Annotated in this window: 16 protein-coding genes; 14 read left to right on the forward strand and 2 right to left on the reverse strand. The window is 71.0% G+C overall.

What is annotated here, in order from left to right; translation table 11 throughout:
- Position 1 precedes the first annotated feature (1 nt).
- From RWN05_RS12530 to RWN05_RS12555, 6 genes are read left to right on the forward strand one after another with little or no spacing between them, the layout of a single operon-like run.
- Positions 2-952, forward strand: coding sequence for an ABC transporter permease (locus tag RWN05_RS12530; protein ID WP_071260690.1), 951 nt, complete (start codon positions 2-4; stop codon positions 950-952).
- Positions 949-1929 carry an ABC transporter permease gene (locus RWN05_RS12535; protein WP_064295465.1) on the forward strand — a complete coding sequence of 327 codons (981 nt, stop codon included), beginning with the start codon at positions 949-951 and terminating at the stop codon, positions 1927-1929. The genes RWN05_RS12530 and RWN05_RS12535 overlap by 4 nt, the downstream gene beginning before the upstream one ends.
- Positions 1926-3497 (forward strand): ABC transporter substrate-binding protein, encoded by a 1572-nt coding sequence (locus tag RWN05_RS12540; protein WP_064295464.1) that lies wholly within the window; start codon positions 1926-1928, stop codon positions 3495-3497. The genes RWN05_RS12535 and RWN05_RS12540 overlap by 4 nt, the downstream gene beginning before the upstream one ends.
- A gap of 57 nt (positions 3498-3554) precedes the next feature.
- Positions 3555-4424, forward strand: a complete 870-nt coding sequence (locus RWN05_RS12545) for an ABC transporter ATP-binding protein (RefSeq protein WP_079002627.1) — start codon at positions 3555-3557, stop codon at positions 4422-4424.
- Entirely contained in the window at positions 4421-5194 is a 774-nt protein-coding gene (locus tag RWN05_RS12550) for an ABC transporter ATP-binding protein (protein ID WP_079002626.1), read from the forward strand. Before RWN05_RS12545 ends, RWN05_RS12550 begins: the two co-directional genes overlap by 4 nt.
- Before the next feature lie 36 nt (positions 5195-5230).
- Positions 5231-5656 (forward strand): cupin domain-containing protein, encoded by a 426-nt coding sequence (locus RWN05_RS12555; RefSeq protein ID WP_079002625.1) that lies wholly within the window; start codon positions 5231-5233, stop codon positions 5654-5656.
- A 14-nt stretch (positions 5657-5670) separates the two neighbouring features.
- Here RWN05_RS12555 and RWN05_RS12560 read toward each other — a convergent pair whose 3' ends face one another.
- Entirely contained in the window at positions 5671-7476 is a 1806-nt protein-coding gene (locus tag RWN05_RS12560; RefSeq protein WP_071260734.1) for a GAF domain-containing protein, read from the reverse strand.
- A 202-nt stretch (positions 7477-7678) separates the two neighbouring features.
- Here RWN05_RS12560 and RWN05_RS12565 point away from each other — a divergent pair, with 202 nt between their 5' ends.
- The 7 genes from RWN05_RS12565 to RWN05_RS12595 all read left to right on the forward strand — a co-directional run bounded on the left by RWN05_RS12565 (position 7679) and on the right by RWN05_RS12595 (position 16217).
- Positions 7679-8953 (forward strand): hydroxymethylglutaryl-CoA reductase, degradative, encoded by a 1275-nt coding sequence (locus RWN05_RS12565; RefSeq protein WP_079002623.1) that lies wholly within the window; start codon positions 7679-7681, stop codon positions 8951-8953.
- 20 nt (positions 8954-8973) lie between these two features.
- A complete protein-coding gene (locus RWN05_RS12570) occupies positions 8974-9930 on the forward strand; it encodes a hydroxymethylglutaryl-CoA lyase (RefSeq protein ID WP_314139748.1) in 957 nt (318 codons plus the stop codon).
- The gene (locus RWN05_RS12575) at positions 9927-10601 is read left to right on the forward strand and encodes an FMN-binding negative transcriptional regulator (protein WP_314139749.1); all 675 of its coding nucleotides are present in this window, start codon (positions 9927-9929) and stop codon (positions 10599-10601) included. Before RWN05_RS12570 ends, RWN05_RS12575 begins: the two co-directional genes overlap by 4 nt.
- Complete coding sequence (locus tag RWN05_RS12580) at positions 10598-12061, forward strand: amidohydrolase (RefSeq protein ID WP_079002620.1); 1464 nt, start codon at positions 10598-10600, stop codon at positions 12059-12061. Before RWN05_RS12575 ends, RWN05_RS12580 begins: the two co-directional genes overlap by 4 nt.
- Positions 12061-13731, forward strand: a complete 1671-nt coding sequence (locus tag RWN05_RS12585; RefSeq protein ID WP_079002619.1) for an amidohydrolase — start codon at positions 12061-12063, stop codon at positions 13729-13731. The genes RWN05_RS12580 and RWN05_RS12585 overlap by 1 nt, the downstream gene beginning before the upstream one ends.
- On the forward strand, positions 13728-14909 hold the full coding sequence (locus tag RWN05_RS12590) for a M20 family metallopeptidase (protein ID WP_314139750.1): 1182 nt from the start codon (positions 13728-13730) through the stop codon (positions 14907-14909). Before RWN05_RS12585 ends, RWN05_RS12590 begins: the two co-directional genes overlap by 4 nt.
- Positions 14910-15032: 123 nt before the next feature.
- A complete protein-coding gene (locus RWN05_RS12595; RefSeq protein WP_079002617.1) occupies positions 15033-16217 on the forward strand; it encodes an ATP-binding protein in 1185 nt (394 codons plus the stop codon).
- Here the strand turns inward: RWN05_RS12595 and RWN05_RS12600 are convergent.
- Positions 16206-16751 carry a CGNR zinc finger domain-containing protein gene (locus RWN05_RS12600; RefSeq protein WP_079002616.1) on the reverse strand — a complete coding sequence of 182 codons (546 nt, stop codon included), beginning with the start codon at positions 16749-16751 and terminating at the stop codon, positions 16206-16208. The two genes, RWN05_RS12595 and RWN05_RS12600, sit on opposite strands and share 12 nt — an antisense overlap.
- Positions 16752-16776: 25 nt before the next feature.
- Between RWN05_RS12600 and RWN05_RS12605 the strand changes: the two genes are divergently transcribed.
- Positions 16777-16995 carry a hypothetical protein gene (locus RWN05_RS12605; protein WP_079002615.1) on the forward strand — a complete coding sequence of 73 codons (219 nt, stop codon included), beginning with the start codon at positions 16777-16779 and terminating at the stop codon, positions 16993-16995.
- The last annotated feature ends 79 nt before the right edge of the window (positions 16996-17074 follow it).

The raw sequence follows: 17074 nt of genomic DNA on the forward strand, positions 1-17074 counted from the left end.
CATGGCGCGATACATCGTCTCCCGGGTCCTGTCGTCGCTCTTCGTCCTGTTCGTCCTGTCCGTCCTCGTCTTCTCGATGGTCCGGGTGATCCCGGGCGACCCCCTGTCGGCGTTCGCGGACCCCTCGAACCCCGACCCGGCCGCACTCGACGCCCTCCGCACGGAGCTCGGCCTCGATCGACCCTGGCTGACGCAGTACCTCGCGTGGCTGCTCGGTGTCCTGCAGGGTGACTTCGGACGAGCCATCACCGTCCCGAACGAGGTGTCCAACCTCATCGCCCAGCGCCTCCCGCTCAGCCTCACCCTCGCCGTCATGGCGACCCTGTTCGGGACCGTCCTCGGCATCCCGGCCGGTGTCCTCGCAGCGACCCGGTGGCGTCGGGCCCCCGACAACGCGGTCCGAGGGCTGTCCTTCGTGCTCCTCGCGACGCCGCCGTTCGTGCTCGGCACCGTCCTCATCCTCGTGAACTCACTCACCCTGCGCCTGCCGCTCGTGGGTACGGCTGGGGCGAGCGGGGATCCGCTGCGACTCGTCGGCGTGCTGGTCCTGCCGGCGCTCCTCATCGGTCTCGTCCTCGCGGCGATCGTCGCCAGGTACACCCGCGGCACCCTGCTCGACACGCTCGGACAGGACTTCGTCCGCACGGCGCGGGCCAAAGGGGCGTCACCGTCCCGACTGGTCGGCCGGCACGCGCTGCGCAACGCCCTCATCCCGGTCACGACCGTGATCGGGATCGAACTCGCCGCGCTCGTCGGCGGGACGGTCGTCATCGAGACCGTGTTCGCGCTCCCCGGGATGGGCTCGCTCCTCCTCACCGGCATCCGCTCGTCCGACTACCCGATCATCCAGGCGACCGTGCTGCTCATCGGTGCGGTCTACGTGCTCATCAACTTCATCGTCGATCTGATCTACCCGCTGATCGACCCACGAGTGAGGGTCCACACGTCATGACGGTCACCCGCGCCATCGCGCTCGCGAAGATCGACGGCCGCCGCCGTCGCAACGGGTTCGGCCCCGCCTTCTGGAGTGGATCCGGCATCCTCGTCGGCATCCTCCTGCTCGCTGGATGGATGACCCTCGCGCCGCCCTACGACCCGTTCGCCGCCTCCGGACCGGCCCTCGCCGCGCCGAGCCTCGACCACCTGCTCGGCACCGACAACCTCGGCCGCGACAACCTCACCCGGCTGGCGCTCGCCGCACGGACGAGTCTGCTCATCTCGGGCGCCGCCGCCCTGCTCGGTGCGGTCATCGGCACCGCGCTGGGGCTCGTAGCCGGGTACCTGGGCGGCTGGGTCGACGCGATCATCATGCGGATCGTGGACGCGGCGCTCGCCCTGCCGGCGATCCTCGTCGCGCTCGTCGTCGGGGTCGTCATCGGCACAGGGCCGTGGCCGCTCATCATCGCCCTCGGCCTCGTGTTCGCGCCGGGATTCGCCAGGGTCATGCGAGCCCCGGTCATCGCGCTGCGCGAACGGGACTTCGTCCTCGCAGCGACGCTCAGTGGCGTGCGGGGACATCGGGTGATCGTCGAGCACCTGCTCCCCAACGTCCTGACGCCGCTCTTCGTGCAGTTCGCGTCCGTCGCCTCGCAGGTGGTCCTCATCGAAGCCGCGCTCAGCTACCTCGGTCAGGGTGTCCAGGCGCCCGAACCCTCGGCCGGCCGCATGATCAGCGAGTTCACGCGCTTCATGCAGGTGCAGCCCCTCCTCATCGTCCTGCCCTCCCTCGTGATCATCCTGCTCTCGGCGGCCTGGAACCTCCTCGCCGACGGGCTCCAGGACCACTTCGCCCCGAGGCGGGAGCCCGCGTTCTCGCTCGGCCGCCCACGCGGGCGTCGGGGAACGGCAGTGGCGCACCACGGCACGTCATCCCGCACCACCATCGACGCGGCGTCCACGGACGACGCTCCAGAGAAGAGGCAGCAATGAAGACACGCATCCTCGCGGGGACGGTCGCCATCGTGGCGGCGTCCCTCGCGCTCAGCGGCTGTGCGCCCGGCGGATCCACGGCCGACGCGGGCGGTGACCCGGTCGCCGGCGGCACCCTGCACTGGGGCGTCCCGGCCGAGCCGTCGGCCGGCGGACTCGACCCGATGGCCGCCAGCGCGATCGCCGCCGAGGTCATCAACGCCGTCGCGTACGACACGCTGCTCGCGAAGGACGACGACGGCGAGGTCATCCCGGCGCTCGCCACCGAGTGGTCGCAACCGGACGAACTCACCTGGGTCTTCGAGCTGCGCGACGATGTCACCTTCGCCGACGGCAGCGCGTTCAGCGCCGACGACGTCGTCTACTCCTTCACCCTCATGAAAGAGGCCACCACGTCGGCGAGCACCTACCTGGCGAACGTCTCGAGCATCGAGAAGACCGGTGAGACCGAGGTTACGTTCCGGTTCAGCGCACCGGACGGCACCTTCGTGGACGCGGTCTCCGCACGCCAGACGTTCTTCATCGTGAGCGAGGAGGGCTATGGCGCGGCGACCCCGGACGAGCGGCAGCGGACCACCTTCGGGACCGGCGCGTTCCAGGTGACCGACTGGAGCGACGGTGTCAGCGTCACGATGGCGAAGAACGAGAACGCCTGGCAGGACACGAAACCGTACCTCGACGAGATCGTCTTCGACTTCATCCCCGACGAGTCCGCACGCCTCGCCGCGCTGCAGCAGGGCAGCATCCAGGCCGCGTACTTCACGGACGGGAGCCTCGCCGATCAGGCGGTCCAGGCCGGATTCACCCTCGGGGAGGCGTCCTACCGCCAGAACCTCGCGATCTACATCAACCCGGAGACCGGGCCGCTCGCCGACATCGACGTCCGTCGCGCCGTCGCGCTGTCCCTCGACCGCCAGGCCCTCGTCGACACGGCGATGCTCGGCTACGCCGCGCTGTCGTTCGTGCCACCGGCCGGTGACCCCGGCGCGCTCGACCCGAAGGGGCTGCCCTACTACGAGCGCGACGTCAGCCGGGCGAAGGAACTCCTCGCGGACGCCGGCCAGCCGAACCCGACCATCACGCTCAGCTACATGGGCGACGTCGCGCAGTCGCACCACCCCGTCTACGAGATGATGCAGCAGCAGCTCGCCGAAGCGGGCATCACCCTGAAGCTCGACGCGAAGCCGCTGTCGGAGATCGCCCCGGTCTTCACCACCGGCGAGAGCTGGACCGACCTCGTCGCCATTCCGGGCAGCCCCCGCGCGGCATCGCTGTTCTACTACGACCCCGTGCTCGTCGACGGCGGGGTCTACAACCACTGGGAGGGGAACCCCGAGGCGGATGCGGCTCGAGAGCTCTTCCAGCAGGCGAAGAGCGCCTCGGACCCGGCCGAGTACGCCGAGCTCGTCGACCAGCTGGCAGAGGAAGCGGCCGAGCAGGTGCTCGAGATCGTGCCGGTCGCGGTCCCGGTCTACTTCGAGGTCTGGGACAGCGCCAAGCTGCACGACTACCAGAGCGACGCGTACTACTCCAGGTACCGGCTCGACGAGGCCTGGCTGAGCCAGTAGTCCTGTCGTCCACCCCACCGTCCCTCCCGCACCACTCGAGCGAAAGCTGGTCTGACCATGGATCGAGACGTCGACGCCCTCCACGTGGAGGGGCTGAGCATCGCCTACGGTGGCGCTGCGCCATCGGTGCAGGACGTGTCCCTGCGCGTCGGTCCGGGGGAGATCGTCGGGGTGATCGGCGAGTCCGGGAGCGGGAAGTCGAGCATCGCGCTCGCGATGATGGGGCTGCTGCCGGACTCGGCGACGGTCACGGCGTCCCGCCTCGACGTCGCGGGGACCGACATGCAGGGTGCCACGGAACGTGACTGGTCGGGGCTCCGCGGAGCGCGCGCCTCGATGGTGTTCCAGGAGCCGATGTCCGCCCTCAACCCGTGCATGCGGATCGGGGCGCAGATCGCCGAGGTCCTCCGCATCCACGGGATCGCCGACAAACGGCAGGCTCGGGCGCGGGCGTTGGAGATCCTGCACCTCGTGCGGATGCCCGACGCGGAACGACGGCTCGGCTACTACCCCCACCAGCTGTCCGGCGGTCAACGCCAGCGAGTCGTGATCGCCATCGCGGTGGCCGCCGGACCGACCCTGCTCGTCGCGGACGAGCCGACGACCGCGCTCGACGTGACGGTGCAGGCGCAGATCCTGGAGCTGTTGCGGACTCTGCGCGACGAGACGGGGATGGGCGTCCTGTTCATCAGCCACGACCTCGGCGTCATCGGGCAGCTCTGTGAGCGGGTCGCCGTGATGTACCGCGGGCGCATCGTCGAGACCGGCCGCGCCGAGCGGGTCCTCGCGGACCCGCAGCATCCGTACACCCGGGCGCTCCTCGAGAGCATTCCGCGACCGTCGGTGCCGGTGCGGTCGCCGTTGGCGGTCATCCCCGTCGACAACGACTTCGCCGAGGCGCCGGCGGTCCTGGAGGAGGTCCGATGAGCGACACTCTGCTCCGCGTCGACGGCGTCACGCAACGGTTCGGCCACGGCGAGCATGCGACGCTCGCGCTCGACGACGTGTCGCTCGAAGTGCGTCGGGGCGAGACGCTCGGACTCGTCGGAGAATCCGGCTCCGGGAAGAGCACCCTCGCCCGGGCGATCCTCCTGATGCGGCGACCGAGCTCGGGCCGCATCGAGTTCGACGGTGGCGACGTCTCGCGGCTCCGTGGGTCGGCGCTGCGGACGCACCGGCGGCGGGTGCAGATGGTGTTCCAGGACCCCAACGACTCCCTCGACCCGCGTTTCACGGTGGCGCGTTCGATCGCCGAACCGCTCGTCGCCGCAGGGCTGGGGGCGGCAGCTCGTCGAGCCCGGGTCGTCGAGTCACTCCACCAGGTGGGGTTGCCAGGGGACGCCGCGGAGCGCTTCCCTCACGAGTTCTCCGGTGGGCAACGGCAGCGCATCGCGATCGCCAGGGCCATGGCGGCGAAGCCCGAGTTCGTCGTCCTGGACGAGCCGACCTCGGCTCTCGACGTCTCCGTGCAGGCGCAAGTGCTCAACCTGCTCGTCCGTCTCCAGGAGGAGACGGGTGTGACGTACCTCTTCATCACCCACAACCTCGCGGTCGTCCATCACGTCGCGCATCGGGTGGCGGTGATGCGCAACGGTCGCGTCGTGGAGGAGGGGACGGGGGAGCAGGTCATGACCCGGCCTCAGGACGCCTACACGCGCGAACTCCTCGAGTCGATGCCCGTCCTCTACCGGACCTGATCCCACCACCGATCGTCGACCACCAGGAGGAACCGGATGCGCGTGCAACGACTCGGCGACAACGCTCACGAGGTGGCCCTGTACGAGGGCCCGGGCCGGATCGATCTGGAGTGGTACTTCCAGCAGACCACGGCCCTGCCGTCATCGGTGATGCGGTATCGCCTCGAACCCGGAGCAGCTGAGGGAGAGCACCTCCACCTGGAGGGTGACGACGCGAGTTGTTCGCCGAACAGCTCCGACGAACTGTACGTCGTCACCGCGGGCGAACTCGTCGTGACCTCGGGTGAGCACCGGAGGCTGCTGAGATCCGGCGACGCGTTCTACGCGCCGGCCGGGCTCGTCCACGGTGTCCGCAACGAGTCCGACGCCGTGGCCGAGATGATCCTCGTCTTCGGCCCACCGACGGGCAACCCGTTCCCGCAGTCGGGCGTGGAGGCCTTCTCCGCGGACACGGACCACTGATCCGGCGACCTCGCCTACCGCCCGGCCTGCAACTGCTCACGGAGCTCGTCGAGGCGGACGGCGATGCCGAGCCGGAACATGCGCTCGTCCTCGCGCCAGGACGCTCCGAGCACCTGGTCGAGCCGGTCGAGTCGCTGGAGGATCGTGTTCGTGTGGAAGTTCAGGGCGCGCGCCGTGCGGGTGGGGCTCGCGTTGTTCCGCACGAACGCGCGCAGCGTCCCGAGCAGGTCGGCGTTCCGCTCGGCGTCGTAGCGCCGGACGAGTCCGATGGTGTCGCGCAGGAAGTCGGCGAGCGCCCGCGCATCGGTGTCGAAGATCGCGGAGTAGGGCAGGAAGTCGTCGGTCGATGCGGTGAGGTCCGAGAGTTCCAGCGCGGCGATGAGTCTGGCGGTGCGCATCGCGCTGGTGAACGCGGAGGTGAGGGCGTCGGGAGCGGTGCGGGGTACGACGGCGACGACGGGCTGCTGGATGCTGCCGGCGACGTGTCGGCGGACGGCGTCGGCGTCGAGCGGCCGACGGTCGGAGGCGTGTGCGGCGACGACGTACCCGCGGTACTCGCCGACGAGCGCGTGGTCGTCGAGTCGGCGGCTGAGCGCCCGGGCGGCGGTGGTCTGCTGGTCTCCAGGGACGGCGAGGAGGAGCAGGGAGTCGAGTTCGTGCAGGTCGATGCCGAGGCGCCTGGCGCGTCGTTCGACGTCGGATCGGCGTTCGGGCACGTCGTCGAGGAGGTCGGCGATGAGTTCGCTGCGGACGCGGTGGTCGGCGCCCGAGGCCGCCTCCTGCTGCAGCTCGAGGAGGGCCGCGACCTGGGCCGCGCGTTCGACGGTGCGGAGGTCGACGGCGCCGAGCTCGAAGTCGCCGTCACCGAGGATGAGCACGCCGAAGTGCCGGCTGCCGGCGGACAGGGCGGCGACCGCTCCGACACCACCGCTCGCGACCAGGACGCAGTGGCCCGAGCGACGGCTGTCGGTGATGGCTGCGCGGGTGGCGTCGTCGAGGTCGAGCATGCCGGGGGAGAGCGGGAGCCCGGCCGCCGCGATCACCCGGTCCTGCGCGTCGGTCACGGCGACCGCACGGCCGAGTGCGGTGGCGAGCGTCTCCGCGACGGGTGCGAATCCGCCCCCGGCGAGCACCGCCTGGACGAGTTCCTGGTGGACGGTGTTCGCCCGGTCGCGTTCGACGAGGTGGGCGGTGAGGTCCGCGAGGTTCCGTCGGCTGGCGTCCTCGGAGTCCTGCAGGTCGCGGAGGGTCTGCGTCGTCTGGAGGATGACCGAGGCGTGGTCCGCGAGCGCCGCCAGGAGCGCGACCTCGTCGGGGGAGAAGTCCTTCCGGTCGCGGTTGCCGACGAACAGGACGCCGAGGACGTCGTCGCTCGTGAGCATCGGCACGCCGAGCAGGGAGACGAGCCCCTCCGCTGCGACCGCGTCATCGATGCCGCGCTCGTGTCGGTCGGTCGAGTAGTCGGAGTAGTCCGCGACCCACTGGGCCGTGCGCGATTCGACGACGACGCTCGCGAGCCCTCGCCCGGGAGGCACCCGGAGCGTCTGGAACGACGGACTGACGGAGCCACTCGTCTCGCGGACCCGCAACTCGTGCGTGACCGGGTCGAACTCGGACAGGTAGGCCAGATCGACACCCATCATCTGGTGGGCGCGCTGGACGAGCCTGGCGAGCACGGCGTCGCTGTCGCGGAGCTCGGCCAGTTCACGGGCGCTGGAGAACAGGGCGGAGAGCTCGTGCTCGCGGCGTCGCAGCCGGATCAGCTCCCGCTCGGTGTCGTGGACGGGGTCGGCGTCGACGAGGTCGGTGGCCGTTCGCATGTCGGCAGGCTCTCGCATCGGGTCTCCTGACTGGTCCCTCAGGAGTCTAGAGCGACGGCCGGTCCAGCGGGGTGTGGGATCCACCCACACGATCGTTGATCCGCTGAGTCATCCACCCATCGTCGTCGACGATCACCGCTCCTAGGGTCGTCTTGACCGCAGCACCGAGGATCCGGTGTCTGCCTGTACCGAAGGGCGACCCATGCCGAGAAACAGCCGAATCCAGGGGCTGCGCGACCACACGCCGGACGAGCGGCTCGAGCTCGTCGCCGAGGGGGCCGGGATCGAAGCGGAGGCGCTCGCCGCACTGCGCCCCGACGCCGGCCTGTCGATCGCCCAGGCGGACCACCTGGTGGAGAACGTCGTCGGCGTCATCGCCATCCCGGTGGGCGTCGCGACGAACTTCACGATCGACGGCGAGGACCGACTCGTCCCCATGGCGACGGAGGAGCCGAGCGTCGTCGCCGCGGCTTCCAACGCCGCCCGCATCGCGCGCGTGCACGGCGGTTTCCGGACGTCGTCGTCGGGCGACGTCATGATCGCGCAGATCCAGGTCCTCGACGCGGTCGACCCGCACGCCGCGCGGCTCCGTGTCCTCGAGGCCCGGGACGAACTGCTCGCCCTCGCGAACGAGCTCGACCCGATCCTCGTCTCCTTCGGCGGTGGCGCCCGAGACATCGACGTCCGGATCCTGCCGACGCGCGTCGGGACGCAGGTCATCGTCCACCTCCACGTCGACGTCCGCGACGCCATGGGCGCGAACGCCGTGAACACGATGGCGGAGGCGATCGCGCCCCGCATCGCCGAGATCGCCGGATCGCGGACCCTCCTGCGGATCCTCACGAACAAGGCCGATCAGCGCATCACCCGGGCGAGAGCGGTCTTCGACGCCGACCTCCTCGGTGGTGCGCAGGTCGTCGCCGACATCGTCGCCGCAAGCGCGTTCGCCGAGGCCGATCCGTACCGGGCGGCCACGCACAACAAGGGCATCATGAACGGCATCACGGCCGTCGTCCTCGCCACGGGCAACGACACCCGGGCCGTCGAGGCCGGCTGCCACTCCCACGCGGCGCGGTCCGGTCGCTACTCGGCGCTGTCGCAGTTCGAGCAGGACGTCGACGGGAACCTCGTCGGCACGATCGAGGTCCCACTGGCCGTCGGACTCGTCGGTGGAGCGACGAAGGCACATCCGACGGCGCAGGCGGGCGTCACCCTCCTCGGTGTGGGGACAGCCCGGGAACTCGCAGCCGTCATCGCCTCGGTGGGCCTCGCCCAGAACCTGGCCGCGTGTCGGGCGCTCGCCGCCGAAGGCATCCAGCGCGGACACATGACCCTGCACGCCCGGACGATCGCGGCGAGCGCCGGCGCGACCGTGGACGAGATCGGGGCGGTCGCGGCGAGGATCGTCGCCGACCGTCGGATCCGGGTCGAGTACGCGCGTGAGGTGCTCGACGAGCTCCGGGCGACGTCGGCATGAGCGGCCTTCCGCAGCCCCGGATGGAACCGGTGGACGGTCTCCCGACACGGGTGCGCGTCTACGAGGTGGCACCGCGGGACGGGCTGCAGGCCGAGACGGACATCCTGCCCACGGCGGTGAAGGCGGAGCTCTGTCGGCGCCTGTACGAGGCGGGGTCGCGGGACCTCGAGGTGACGAGTTTCGTACCGGCCACCTGGATCCCGCAGTTCGCGGATGCGGAACGGCTCGTCGCGGGACTCGAGGTGCCGACGGGTGCACGCGCCGTCGCCCTCGTGCCGAACCTGCGCGGCCTGCAGCGGGCGATCGACGCGGGTGTCCGGGAGGTCTCCGTGGTCGTGAGCGCGTCGGAGTCGTTCGCCAGGGCCAATCTCAACACCTCGCGCGAGGGGGCCGTCGAACGGGCCGAGGAGGTCGTCGCCGCCGCGACCGCGGAGGGCGTCCAGGTGCGCGGCTACGTGTCGATGGCGTTCGGGGACCCCTGGGAGGGTGCTGTCGATCCGGCGACGGTCGTCGAGGCCGCCGTGCGGATCTACCGCGCCGGGTGTTCGACGGTCGCCGTCAGCGACACAATCGGCGTGGGGACGCCCGGGCTCACGACCCGCGTCGTCCGGGACGTGCTCGCCGCCGGAATACCGGTCGAGGCGGTCGCGCTGCATCTGCACGACACCTACGGGCAGGGACTCGCCAACGTGTACGCGGCGCTCTCCCTGGGCGTCGCCGAGTTCGACTCCTCCGTGGGTGGCCTGGGTCGCTGCCCGTACGCGAAGGGCGCCACCGGTAACCTCGCAACCGAGGACCTCGTGTGGATGCTCCACGGGCTCGGGATCGAGACCGGGCTCGACCTCGGGGCCCTCGCCACGACGACCGCCTGGTTGGCGCGCGTCCGGGGCGTCGCAGCCCCCTCGAACGTGGCGACGGCCCTGGCGGCCGCAGCGTCCGCGGTCGACACCCCGAGCACCGCAGGAGGCGGCAGATGAGGCACACCCCCGAGTACGTCCAGGGCGACGTCGAAGCCGTCCGCGCACTCGTGCGCGAGCACCCCTGGGCGACGGTCGTCAGTCACGTGCCCGGTCGTGGGCTCGTCTCGTCGCACTATCCGGTCCTGCTCGAGGAGGACGAGGACGGGATCGTGCTCCTCAGCCACGTCGGGCGGCCGGATGAGCGACTGCACGAGCTCGGCCAGCATGAGGTCATGGTGATCGTCTACGGGCCCCAGGGGTACGTGTCCCCGAGCTGGTACGACACCTCGCCGGCCGTCCCCACCTGGAACTTCGCGGTCGCTCACCTGTACGGGGTGCCCGAACTGCTCTCGGACGAGGAGAACCTGCGGGTACTCGACCGCCTCGTCGCCCACTTCGAGCGTGTGCTGCCCGAGCCGTACCTGATGAACGGGACGATCGCGAACAGCGAGTACGCGGCGCGCATCGTCCACTGGACGGTCGGGTTCCGCCTGCGCGTGACCCGGTTCGAGGCCAAGGAGAAGATGAGCCAGGACAAACCGGCCGCGGTCGTCGAACGGGTCGTCACGGCGCTCGGGGAGCCGGGTCCGTACCAGAACGTGACCCTGGCCGCCCGCATGGCCGCCCTCCACGGGCTCGACACGGGGACGACGGCGCCGACCACCGACGACGGGACACGGACACCGTGACCGAGCTCACGCTCCGGAATGCACGGCCCTCCGGCGGCGAGCCCGTCGACATCCTCGTCCGCGACGGTCGGATCGCCGAGATCGGACCGGCCGGGACGGTCCAGGCGTCCGGCGAGGTCGTGGACGTCGCCGGACGCACCGTCGGACCGGGGCTCTGGGACGCCCACGTCCACATGACCCAGTGGGTGATCCAGCGGCGCCGGATCGACCTGACCGCCACCGCGAGCGCGGCCGACGTCCTCGCGGCCGTCCGTCGCGCGGTCGACACCGATGCACCCCTCACCGACGGGTTCCTCATGGGGTACGGCTTCCGCGACGGCCTGTGGACGCAGCCGGCGACCCTCGCCGCGCTGGAGGCCACCGAATCGGACGTACCCGTCGTCCTCGTCAGCGGCGACCTGCACTGCGCCTGGATGAACACGCGCGCCGCGCGACGCCTCGGCTTGGACCTCGACGCGAGCGGTGTCGTCGCCGAAGCACCGTGGATCGAGGCGCTGCAACGGATCGACCAGCGCTCCGGGCTCGCCGCGCACGCCTACCGGGACGCCGCCGACGCGGCAGCCCGCCGCGGCGTCGTCGGGGTCGTCGAGTTCGAGAACACCGACAACCTCGGCGAGTGGTCCGAGCGCATCGCGGACGGCGCGACGAGCCTGCGGATCGAAGCCGCCGCGTGGCCCGACCGGCTGGAGTCCGTCATCGCGGCGGGACTCCGGACCGGCGACGCGATCGAACCGGCCGGACTCCTCACCATGGGACGACTCAAGGTCGTCGTCGACGGTTCCCTCAACACGAGGACCGCCTGGTGCTGGGACCCGTATCCGGGCGTCGACCCCTCGAGCCCACACGCCTGCGGGGTCGAGAGCGTCTCCGTCGACGAGCTTCGCCGACTGCTGGAACGAGCGAGGAGCGCCGGGATCGAGGCTGCCGTCCACGCGATCGGCGACCGAGCCAACACCGAGGTCCTCGACACCTTCGAAGCGCTCGCCATGCGCGGGGTCATCGAGCACGCCCAGCTCGTGCGCGAGCAGGACTTCGCCCGGTTCGCGAGCCTCGGGCTCATCGCGAGCGTGCAACCCGAGCACGCGATGGACGACCGCGACGTCGCCGACCGCCACTGGAGCGGCCGCACGGGTCGCGCCTTCGCGTTCGGATCCCTGCACGGCGCAGGCGTCGGCCTCCGACTCGGCTCGGATGCTCCGGTCTCGCCCCTCGATCCGTGGCAGGCGATCGCCTCCGCGACGAGCCGGAGTCGAGACGGCCGCGACGCCTGGCACCCCGAGCAACGGCTCCCGCTGGACGTGGCCCTGGCCGCGAGCGTCCGGACGTCGATCGCGGTCGGACAGCCCGCCGACCTCGTCATCACGGACCTCGACCCGTTCGACGCCGACGCCGAGCGGCTGCGGTCGATGCCGGTCGCCGCGACCCTGCTCGGCGGTCGATTCACCTGGCGCGCGATCTGATGGCAGCCGAGACCGAGACGGAGACCCCCACCGTGACACCGCAACCCACCGCGACGCCGACCACCTCGCAGCTCTTCACGAACGCCCGGGTGTTCACCGGCACCGACGAGACGGATGTCGCCTCCGCATTCCGCATCGTCGACGGCCGCTTCGACTGGGTGGGCGAAGCGTCCGCCATCGCGGGGGAACCCGCGGTCGACCTCGGCGGACGCACCGTGCTCCCCGGCCTCATCGACAGCCACACCCACCCGGCGCTCATGGCCGCCACCGCTGTGGCCGCCGAGTGCTTCCCGCCGTCGGTGGTCTCGATCGACGGACTCGTGGAGCGGCTGCGTGAGCACCAGGCGACCCTGACCGCGCCGAGCGCCTGGGTGCTCGGCCGAGGGTTTGACGACACGAAGTTCCCCGAGGGGCGGATGCCGACCGCGGCCGATCTCGACACGGTGTCCGCCGAACGCCCCGTCCTCGTCTGGCGCTGCGACGCCCATTCCGCCGTCTGCAACACCGCGGCGCTCCGCCTCGCGGGCATCACGGCCATCACGCCCGACCCGGCCGGAGCACGTTTCGAACGCGGACCGGACGGCGAACCGAACGGCGTCCTCACCGAGATCGCAGCGGTCGATGCGGTCGCCAGGTTCATCCCCGTGCCGGAACGCGACGAGCAGGTCGCCTCGCTCGTCGCGATCGGCGAGGAACTGGCCTCGCGAGGGATCGTCGCCGTGTGCGACCTGCTGTCCAACCGGCTGCACGACCCCCTCGACGCCTTCCGCGCCGCTGCCGCCAAGGGGCTCCGCACCCGCGTCGCCCTCTACCCGGGCTGGGACCCCTCCGCGCCACTCGACGAGCTGACCCCTGACGATCGCGAGGGGCGGATCCGCATCGGCGGGGTGAAGGTCGTCCTCGACGGGGCCTACTCGAACCGCACCGCCTGGGTCGCCGAACCGTATCCCGAATCCTGCGACCACGGACTCCGACTCGTCGAGGACGACGACGTGCTCGCAGCCGGCGCCTGGGCTCGCCGCAACGGCGTCCAGCTCGCGGTGCACGCCATGGGTGACCAAGCGCTCGACCGCGTCGCGAGCCTCTTCGCAGACCAGGAGCCTTGGCTCGACGGCATCCCGTCCGTCCGCATCGAGCACGCGACCATCATCAGCGAGGAGTACGCCGAACGGCTCCGCGCGGCGCGCATGACCTTCGGGATCGCGACCCACACCGTGTTCTTCTTCGCCGAATACGACGGCTACGAACTCGCACTCCGCGCCGAACAGGTCCCCGACGCCTACCCGATCGCCCGGTTGTTCCGCACCATCGGGCCACTCGCGCTCTCCTCCGACCGCCCCGCCACCGCCTGGAGCGGCGCCGACGACGTCATGCTGTCCGTCGAGGCCGCCGTCCGACGACAGGCCTACAACGGCGCCGACTTCGTCCCCGAGGAAGCCGTCAGCGTCGCCCAGGCGCTCCTGCTGTACACGGGACGAGCCGGCCTGCTCTCGCCGCTCGACAGCGTCGGTCGGATCGCCACGGGGTACGACGGCAGCTTCGCCGTCCTCGACCGCGACGTCTTCTCCATCCCCGCGGACGAGATCGCCACCGTCAGGGTCGCCGAGACGTGGATCTGCGGCGAGCAGGTGTACCGGCGCTCGCCGCACGTCGAGGCGATGCGCTCGTGACCGGCTTCCAGGAGGACGCGACGGCGATACGCGACGAGCTCGTGGCGGTCCGGCGCGAACTGCACCAGGCCGTCGAGGTCGGCCTCGACCTGCCCGCGACCCAGGGGATCATCCTGCGCGAACTCGCCGGGCTCGGCCTGGAGGTCACGACGGGCACCGGCCTCTCCTCGGTCGTCGCCGTCCTCCGGGGTGGTGCTCCGGGCCCCACCGTGCTGCTCCGTGCCGACATGGACGGTCTGCCGGTCACCGAGGCGACCGGGTTGCCGTTCGCGTCGACGTCCGGAGCCATGCACGCCTGTGGCCACGATCTCCACATGGCGGGCCTCCTCGGCGCCGTCCGCCTGCTCGCCGCCCGTCGCGCCGACCTCGCCGGCACGGTCGTGTTCATGTTCCAGCCGGGGGAGGAGGGCCAGGCCGGCGCGCGGCTCATGCTCGACGAAGGTCTGATCGACCTCGCCGGAGGGCGACCCGTCGCGGCGTACGCGCTGCACGTGGACTGCAGCACCCCACGCGGGCAGCTCGTCACGCGGGAGGGCGCCATGATGGCGAGTGCCAACGCGTTGCAGCTCACCGTGCGCGGGACGGGCGGTCACGCGGCGTTCCCGCACCTCGCCGTCGACCCGGTTCCGGTCGCCGCGTACCTCATCCTCGCGGTGCAGACCTTCGCGGCCCGTCGGCTCCCGGCCACCGACCAGGCCGTCATCTCCGTCACCCGGTTGAGCAGCGACTCCGAGGCCAGCAACGTCCTCGCCTCGGCCGTCAGCCTGGAGGCGAACATCCGCACGCTGTCGAAGGCGACGCTCACCACGGTGCGCGAGCAGCTGCCCGAGCTGCTGACCGCGATCGCCGAGGCGCACGGCTGCACCCTCGAGTCGACCTTCATCGCGTCCTACCCCGTCACCGTCAACGATCCGAAGGAGACGCGGTTCGTCCTCAGCACGCTCGACGCGCTCGTAGGGCCAGACCGGGTCATCCGCCAGGAGGTGCCGTCGATGGCGTCCGAGGACTTCGCCTACATCCTCGACGAGGTCCCCGGCACGCTCGTCTTCGTCGGCGCCGCCCCCGACGAGGGCTCCGTCGCCCTGCACTCCGAACGCGCGGTGTTCGACGACGGCGTTCTGGACCTGCAGGCCGCGGTGCTCGCCGAACTCGCCTGGAGGCGTCTCCAGCTCGCGTGAGCGACGGTCGACCGTCCGAGTGCAACGAGGGACGTCCCGGACGAACCCGACAACTGGAGCAGCGCACGTGCCCTGGATGGGTAGCATGGACACGTTCCGGATTCCGACGACGAAAGGCCGCGCGTGATCACCGCAGAGGACATCACGAGGCGTGCCGCGATCGCCGAGTACCAGGTCGTCGGTCGTCCGCCCGAGACGGACCTCGAGAGTCTCGTCCACCTCGCCGCGGCCATGTGCGACGTGCCGACCGCCGTGATCAACATCATCGACGACCGGTTCCAGCACCAGATCGCCGCGGTCGGGTTGGAACCGGCGAGCTGCTCGCGCGAGGACTCGATGTGCGCAGTCGTGTTCCAACAGCGGGTGCGGACGATCGTCTCGGACGCTCGGGAGGACCCACGCTTCGCGGCGAACCCCTTCGTCACCGGTGAGCTCGCCAACGTCCGCTTCTACGCGTCGAGCCCGCTCATCACCCCCGACGGCGTCCCGATCGGCACCCTGTGCATCTTCGACGACCGTGTCCGAGAGCTGTCCCCGGAACAGGGCAAAGCCCTGGACCTCCTCGCGAGGCAGGTCGTCGACGTCCTCGAGCTGCTTCGCCTGACGCACGAGCTCGGCCAGTCCAACGAACAGCTCGCCCAGTTCGCCGGGCAGGTGAGCCACGACCTGCGCAACCCGCTCATGGCGGTCTCCGGGTTCCTCGAGCTCGCGACCGACAGTCCGGAGATGGTGAACGCGCCACACGCGGCGAAGGCGCTCGCGCGAGCCGAGTCCGCCGCCGACCGGATGGCGGCGATGATCACCGACCTGCTCGACTTCGCACGGATCGGTGGCGCCCGTCCGCGACGCGTCCCGATCGACCTCGAGCCGCTCGTGTCCTCCGTGGTCGAGGACCTCGACGCGACCATCACCTCGACCGGCGCGACCGTCGAGGTCGACACGCGCCTCCAGGTGCACGGCGACGAGACGCTGCTGCGAGCCCTGCTGCAGAACCTGATCGCGAACGCCGTGAAGTTCAGTGCGGCCGCCGGAGTCGTCCCGCACGTGCTCGTCCAGGCCGAGCGGGTCTCCGCCGGGGTGTTGGTCGCGGTCGAGGACAACGGTCCCGGCGTCGCTCCGGAGCAGCGTGAGCGCGTCTTCGACCTCATGGAACGCGCGGCGGGGAGCGAGGTCGCCGGCCTCGGCATCGGCCTCTCGACCTGCCGACGCATCGTCGAGGCGCACGGTGGCCGCATCGAGATCGACGAGTCGGGGCTCGGGGGAGCGAGCGTCTGGTTCCTGTTGCCCGACGCCCGGTCAGCGGGCTGAGCCGCCCGCGCGTGCGCGGTGTCTGCGGACGCCCGACCGGTTGGCGCACCGCACCGAGCAGTAGCGCTGACGGCCGTTGCGGGTGACGTCGACGACGACCCGCCGGCACGTGTCGCCGGGTTCGGTCCCCGCGGCACACCGACCGAGCCGCTGCATGCCCCTCGTCGTCAGGTGGAGGGCGGTCCCGACGCTGATCACCGCGGCAAGGACTTCGGGGAGCGCCTGATGCTCGTCGCGGTAGTGCAGGTGCCACCCCTCGCCGTCGTGGTCAGTCAGTCGCGGGAACGCGGCCGCCGACGCCATCTGACGGTTGAGTGCGGTCGCCCTGGCCTGATCGTCGGCCGCGTCGACGACGGTGAGCCAGTCGTCGACGACCCGGCGGACACCGGCGTGGTCGTCGGTGACCTCGGTGAAGGGCATGGTCATCCCGTGCTCGCGGGTGCGGGCGACGATGCCGTGCCGGTCGTCGGGCCAGTCGTTCGCCAGCGACGCGGCCAGGAGGACGGCGTACGAGCCGTAAGGGTTGAGATGCATAACGCCATTACATCATGGTGGAGTCATGACCCTCCTCGACGCACCCCCGCAGTCCTCCGAACCGTCGCCGAACGCCCTCGACGCCTGCCGCCACACCTGGGCGACGGAGTCGGCGCACATCACCTCGGAGGGGTCGCTGCGCTACCTCCGGTGTACCGCCTGCGGCAGTCGTCGGGTGGAACTGCGACCCCACGTCGACGCACCAGCGGTCGCGGTCACGCGCCAGGACATCCCGCCGCGGTGATGCAGGACCGAGACGGACCACGGTGACGTCCTCCCGCCGCGCGCGTTAGCGTTAGACGCATGCATGCGGGACCGCGCCC

This window comes from uncultured Plantibacter sp. (assembly GCF_963518075.1).
Classification (GTDB): Bacteria; Actinomycetota; Actinomycetes; order Actinomycetales; family Microbacteriaceae; genus Plantibacter; species Plantibacter flavus_A.

Bases quoted from the DNA above. Each gene is read 5' to 3' on its own strand.
- RWN05_RS12575 (WP_314139749.1), top strand. From the start codon at position 9,927: ATGAGGCACACCCCCGAGTACGTCCAGGGCGACGTCGAAGCCGTCCGC.
- RWN05_RS12550 (WP_079002626.1), top strand. From the start codon at position 4,421: ATGAGCGACACTCTGCTCCGCGTCGACGGCGTCACGCAACGGTTCGGC.
- RWN05_RS12565 (WP_079002623.1), top strand. From the start codon at position 7,679: ATGCCGAGAAACAGCCGAATCCAGGGGCTGCGCGACCACACGCCGGAC.
- RWN05_RS12605 (WP_079002615.1), top strand. From the start codon at position 16,777: ATGACCCTCCTCGACGCACCCCCGCAGTCCTCCGAACCGTCGCCGAAC.
- RWN05_RS12555 (WP_079002625.1), top strand. From the start codon at position 5,231: ATGCGCGTGCAACGACTCGGCGACAACGCTCACGAGGTGGCCCTGTAC.
- RWN05_RS12560 (WP_071260734.1), bottom strand. From the start codon at position 7,476: ATGCGAACGGCCACCGACCTCGTCGACGCCGACCCCGTCCACGACACC.
- RWN05_RS12540 (WP_064295464.1), top strand. From the start codon at position 1,926: ATGAAGACACGCATCCTCGCGGGGACGGTCGCCATCGTGGCGGCGTCC.
- RWN05_RS12570 (WP_314139748.1), top strand. From the start codon at position 8,974: ATGGAACCGGTGGACGGTCTCCCGACACGGGTGCGCGTCTACGAGGTG.
- RWN05_RS12535 (WP_064295465.1), top strand. From the start codon at position 949: ATGACGGTCACCCGCGCCATCGCGCTCGCGAAGATCGACGGCCGCCGC.
- RWN05_RS12530 (WP_071260690.1), top strand. From the start codon at position 2: ATGGCGCGATACATCGTCTCCCGGGTCCTGTCGTCGCTCTTCGTCCTG.
- RWN05_RS12585 (WP_079002619.1), top strand. From the start codon at position 12,061: ATGGCAGCCGAGACCGAGACGGAGACCCCCACCGTGACACCGCAACCC.
- RWN05_RS12545 (WP_079002627.1), top strand. From the start codon at position 3,555: ATGGATCGAGACGTCGACGCCCTCCACGTGGAGGGGCTGAGCATCGCC.
- RWN05_RS12600 (WP_079002616.1), bottom strand. From the start codon at position 16,751: ATGCATCTCAACCCTTACGGCTCGTACGCCGTCCTCCTGGCCGCGTCG.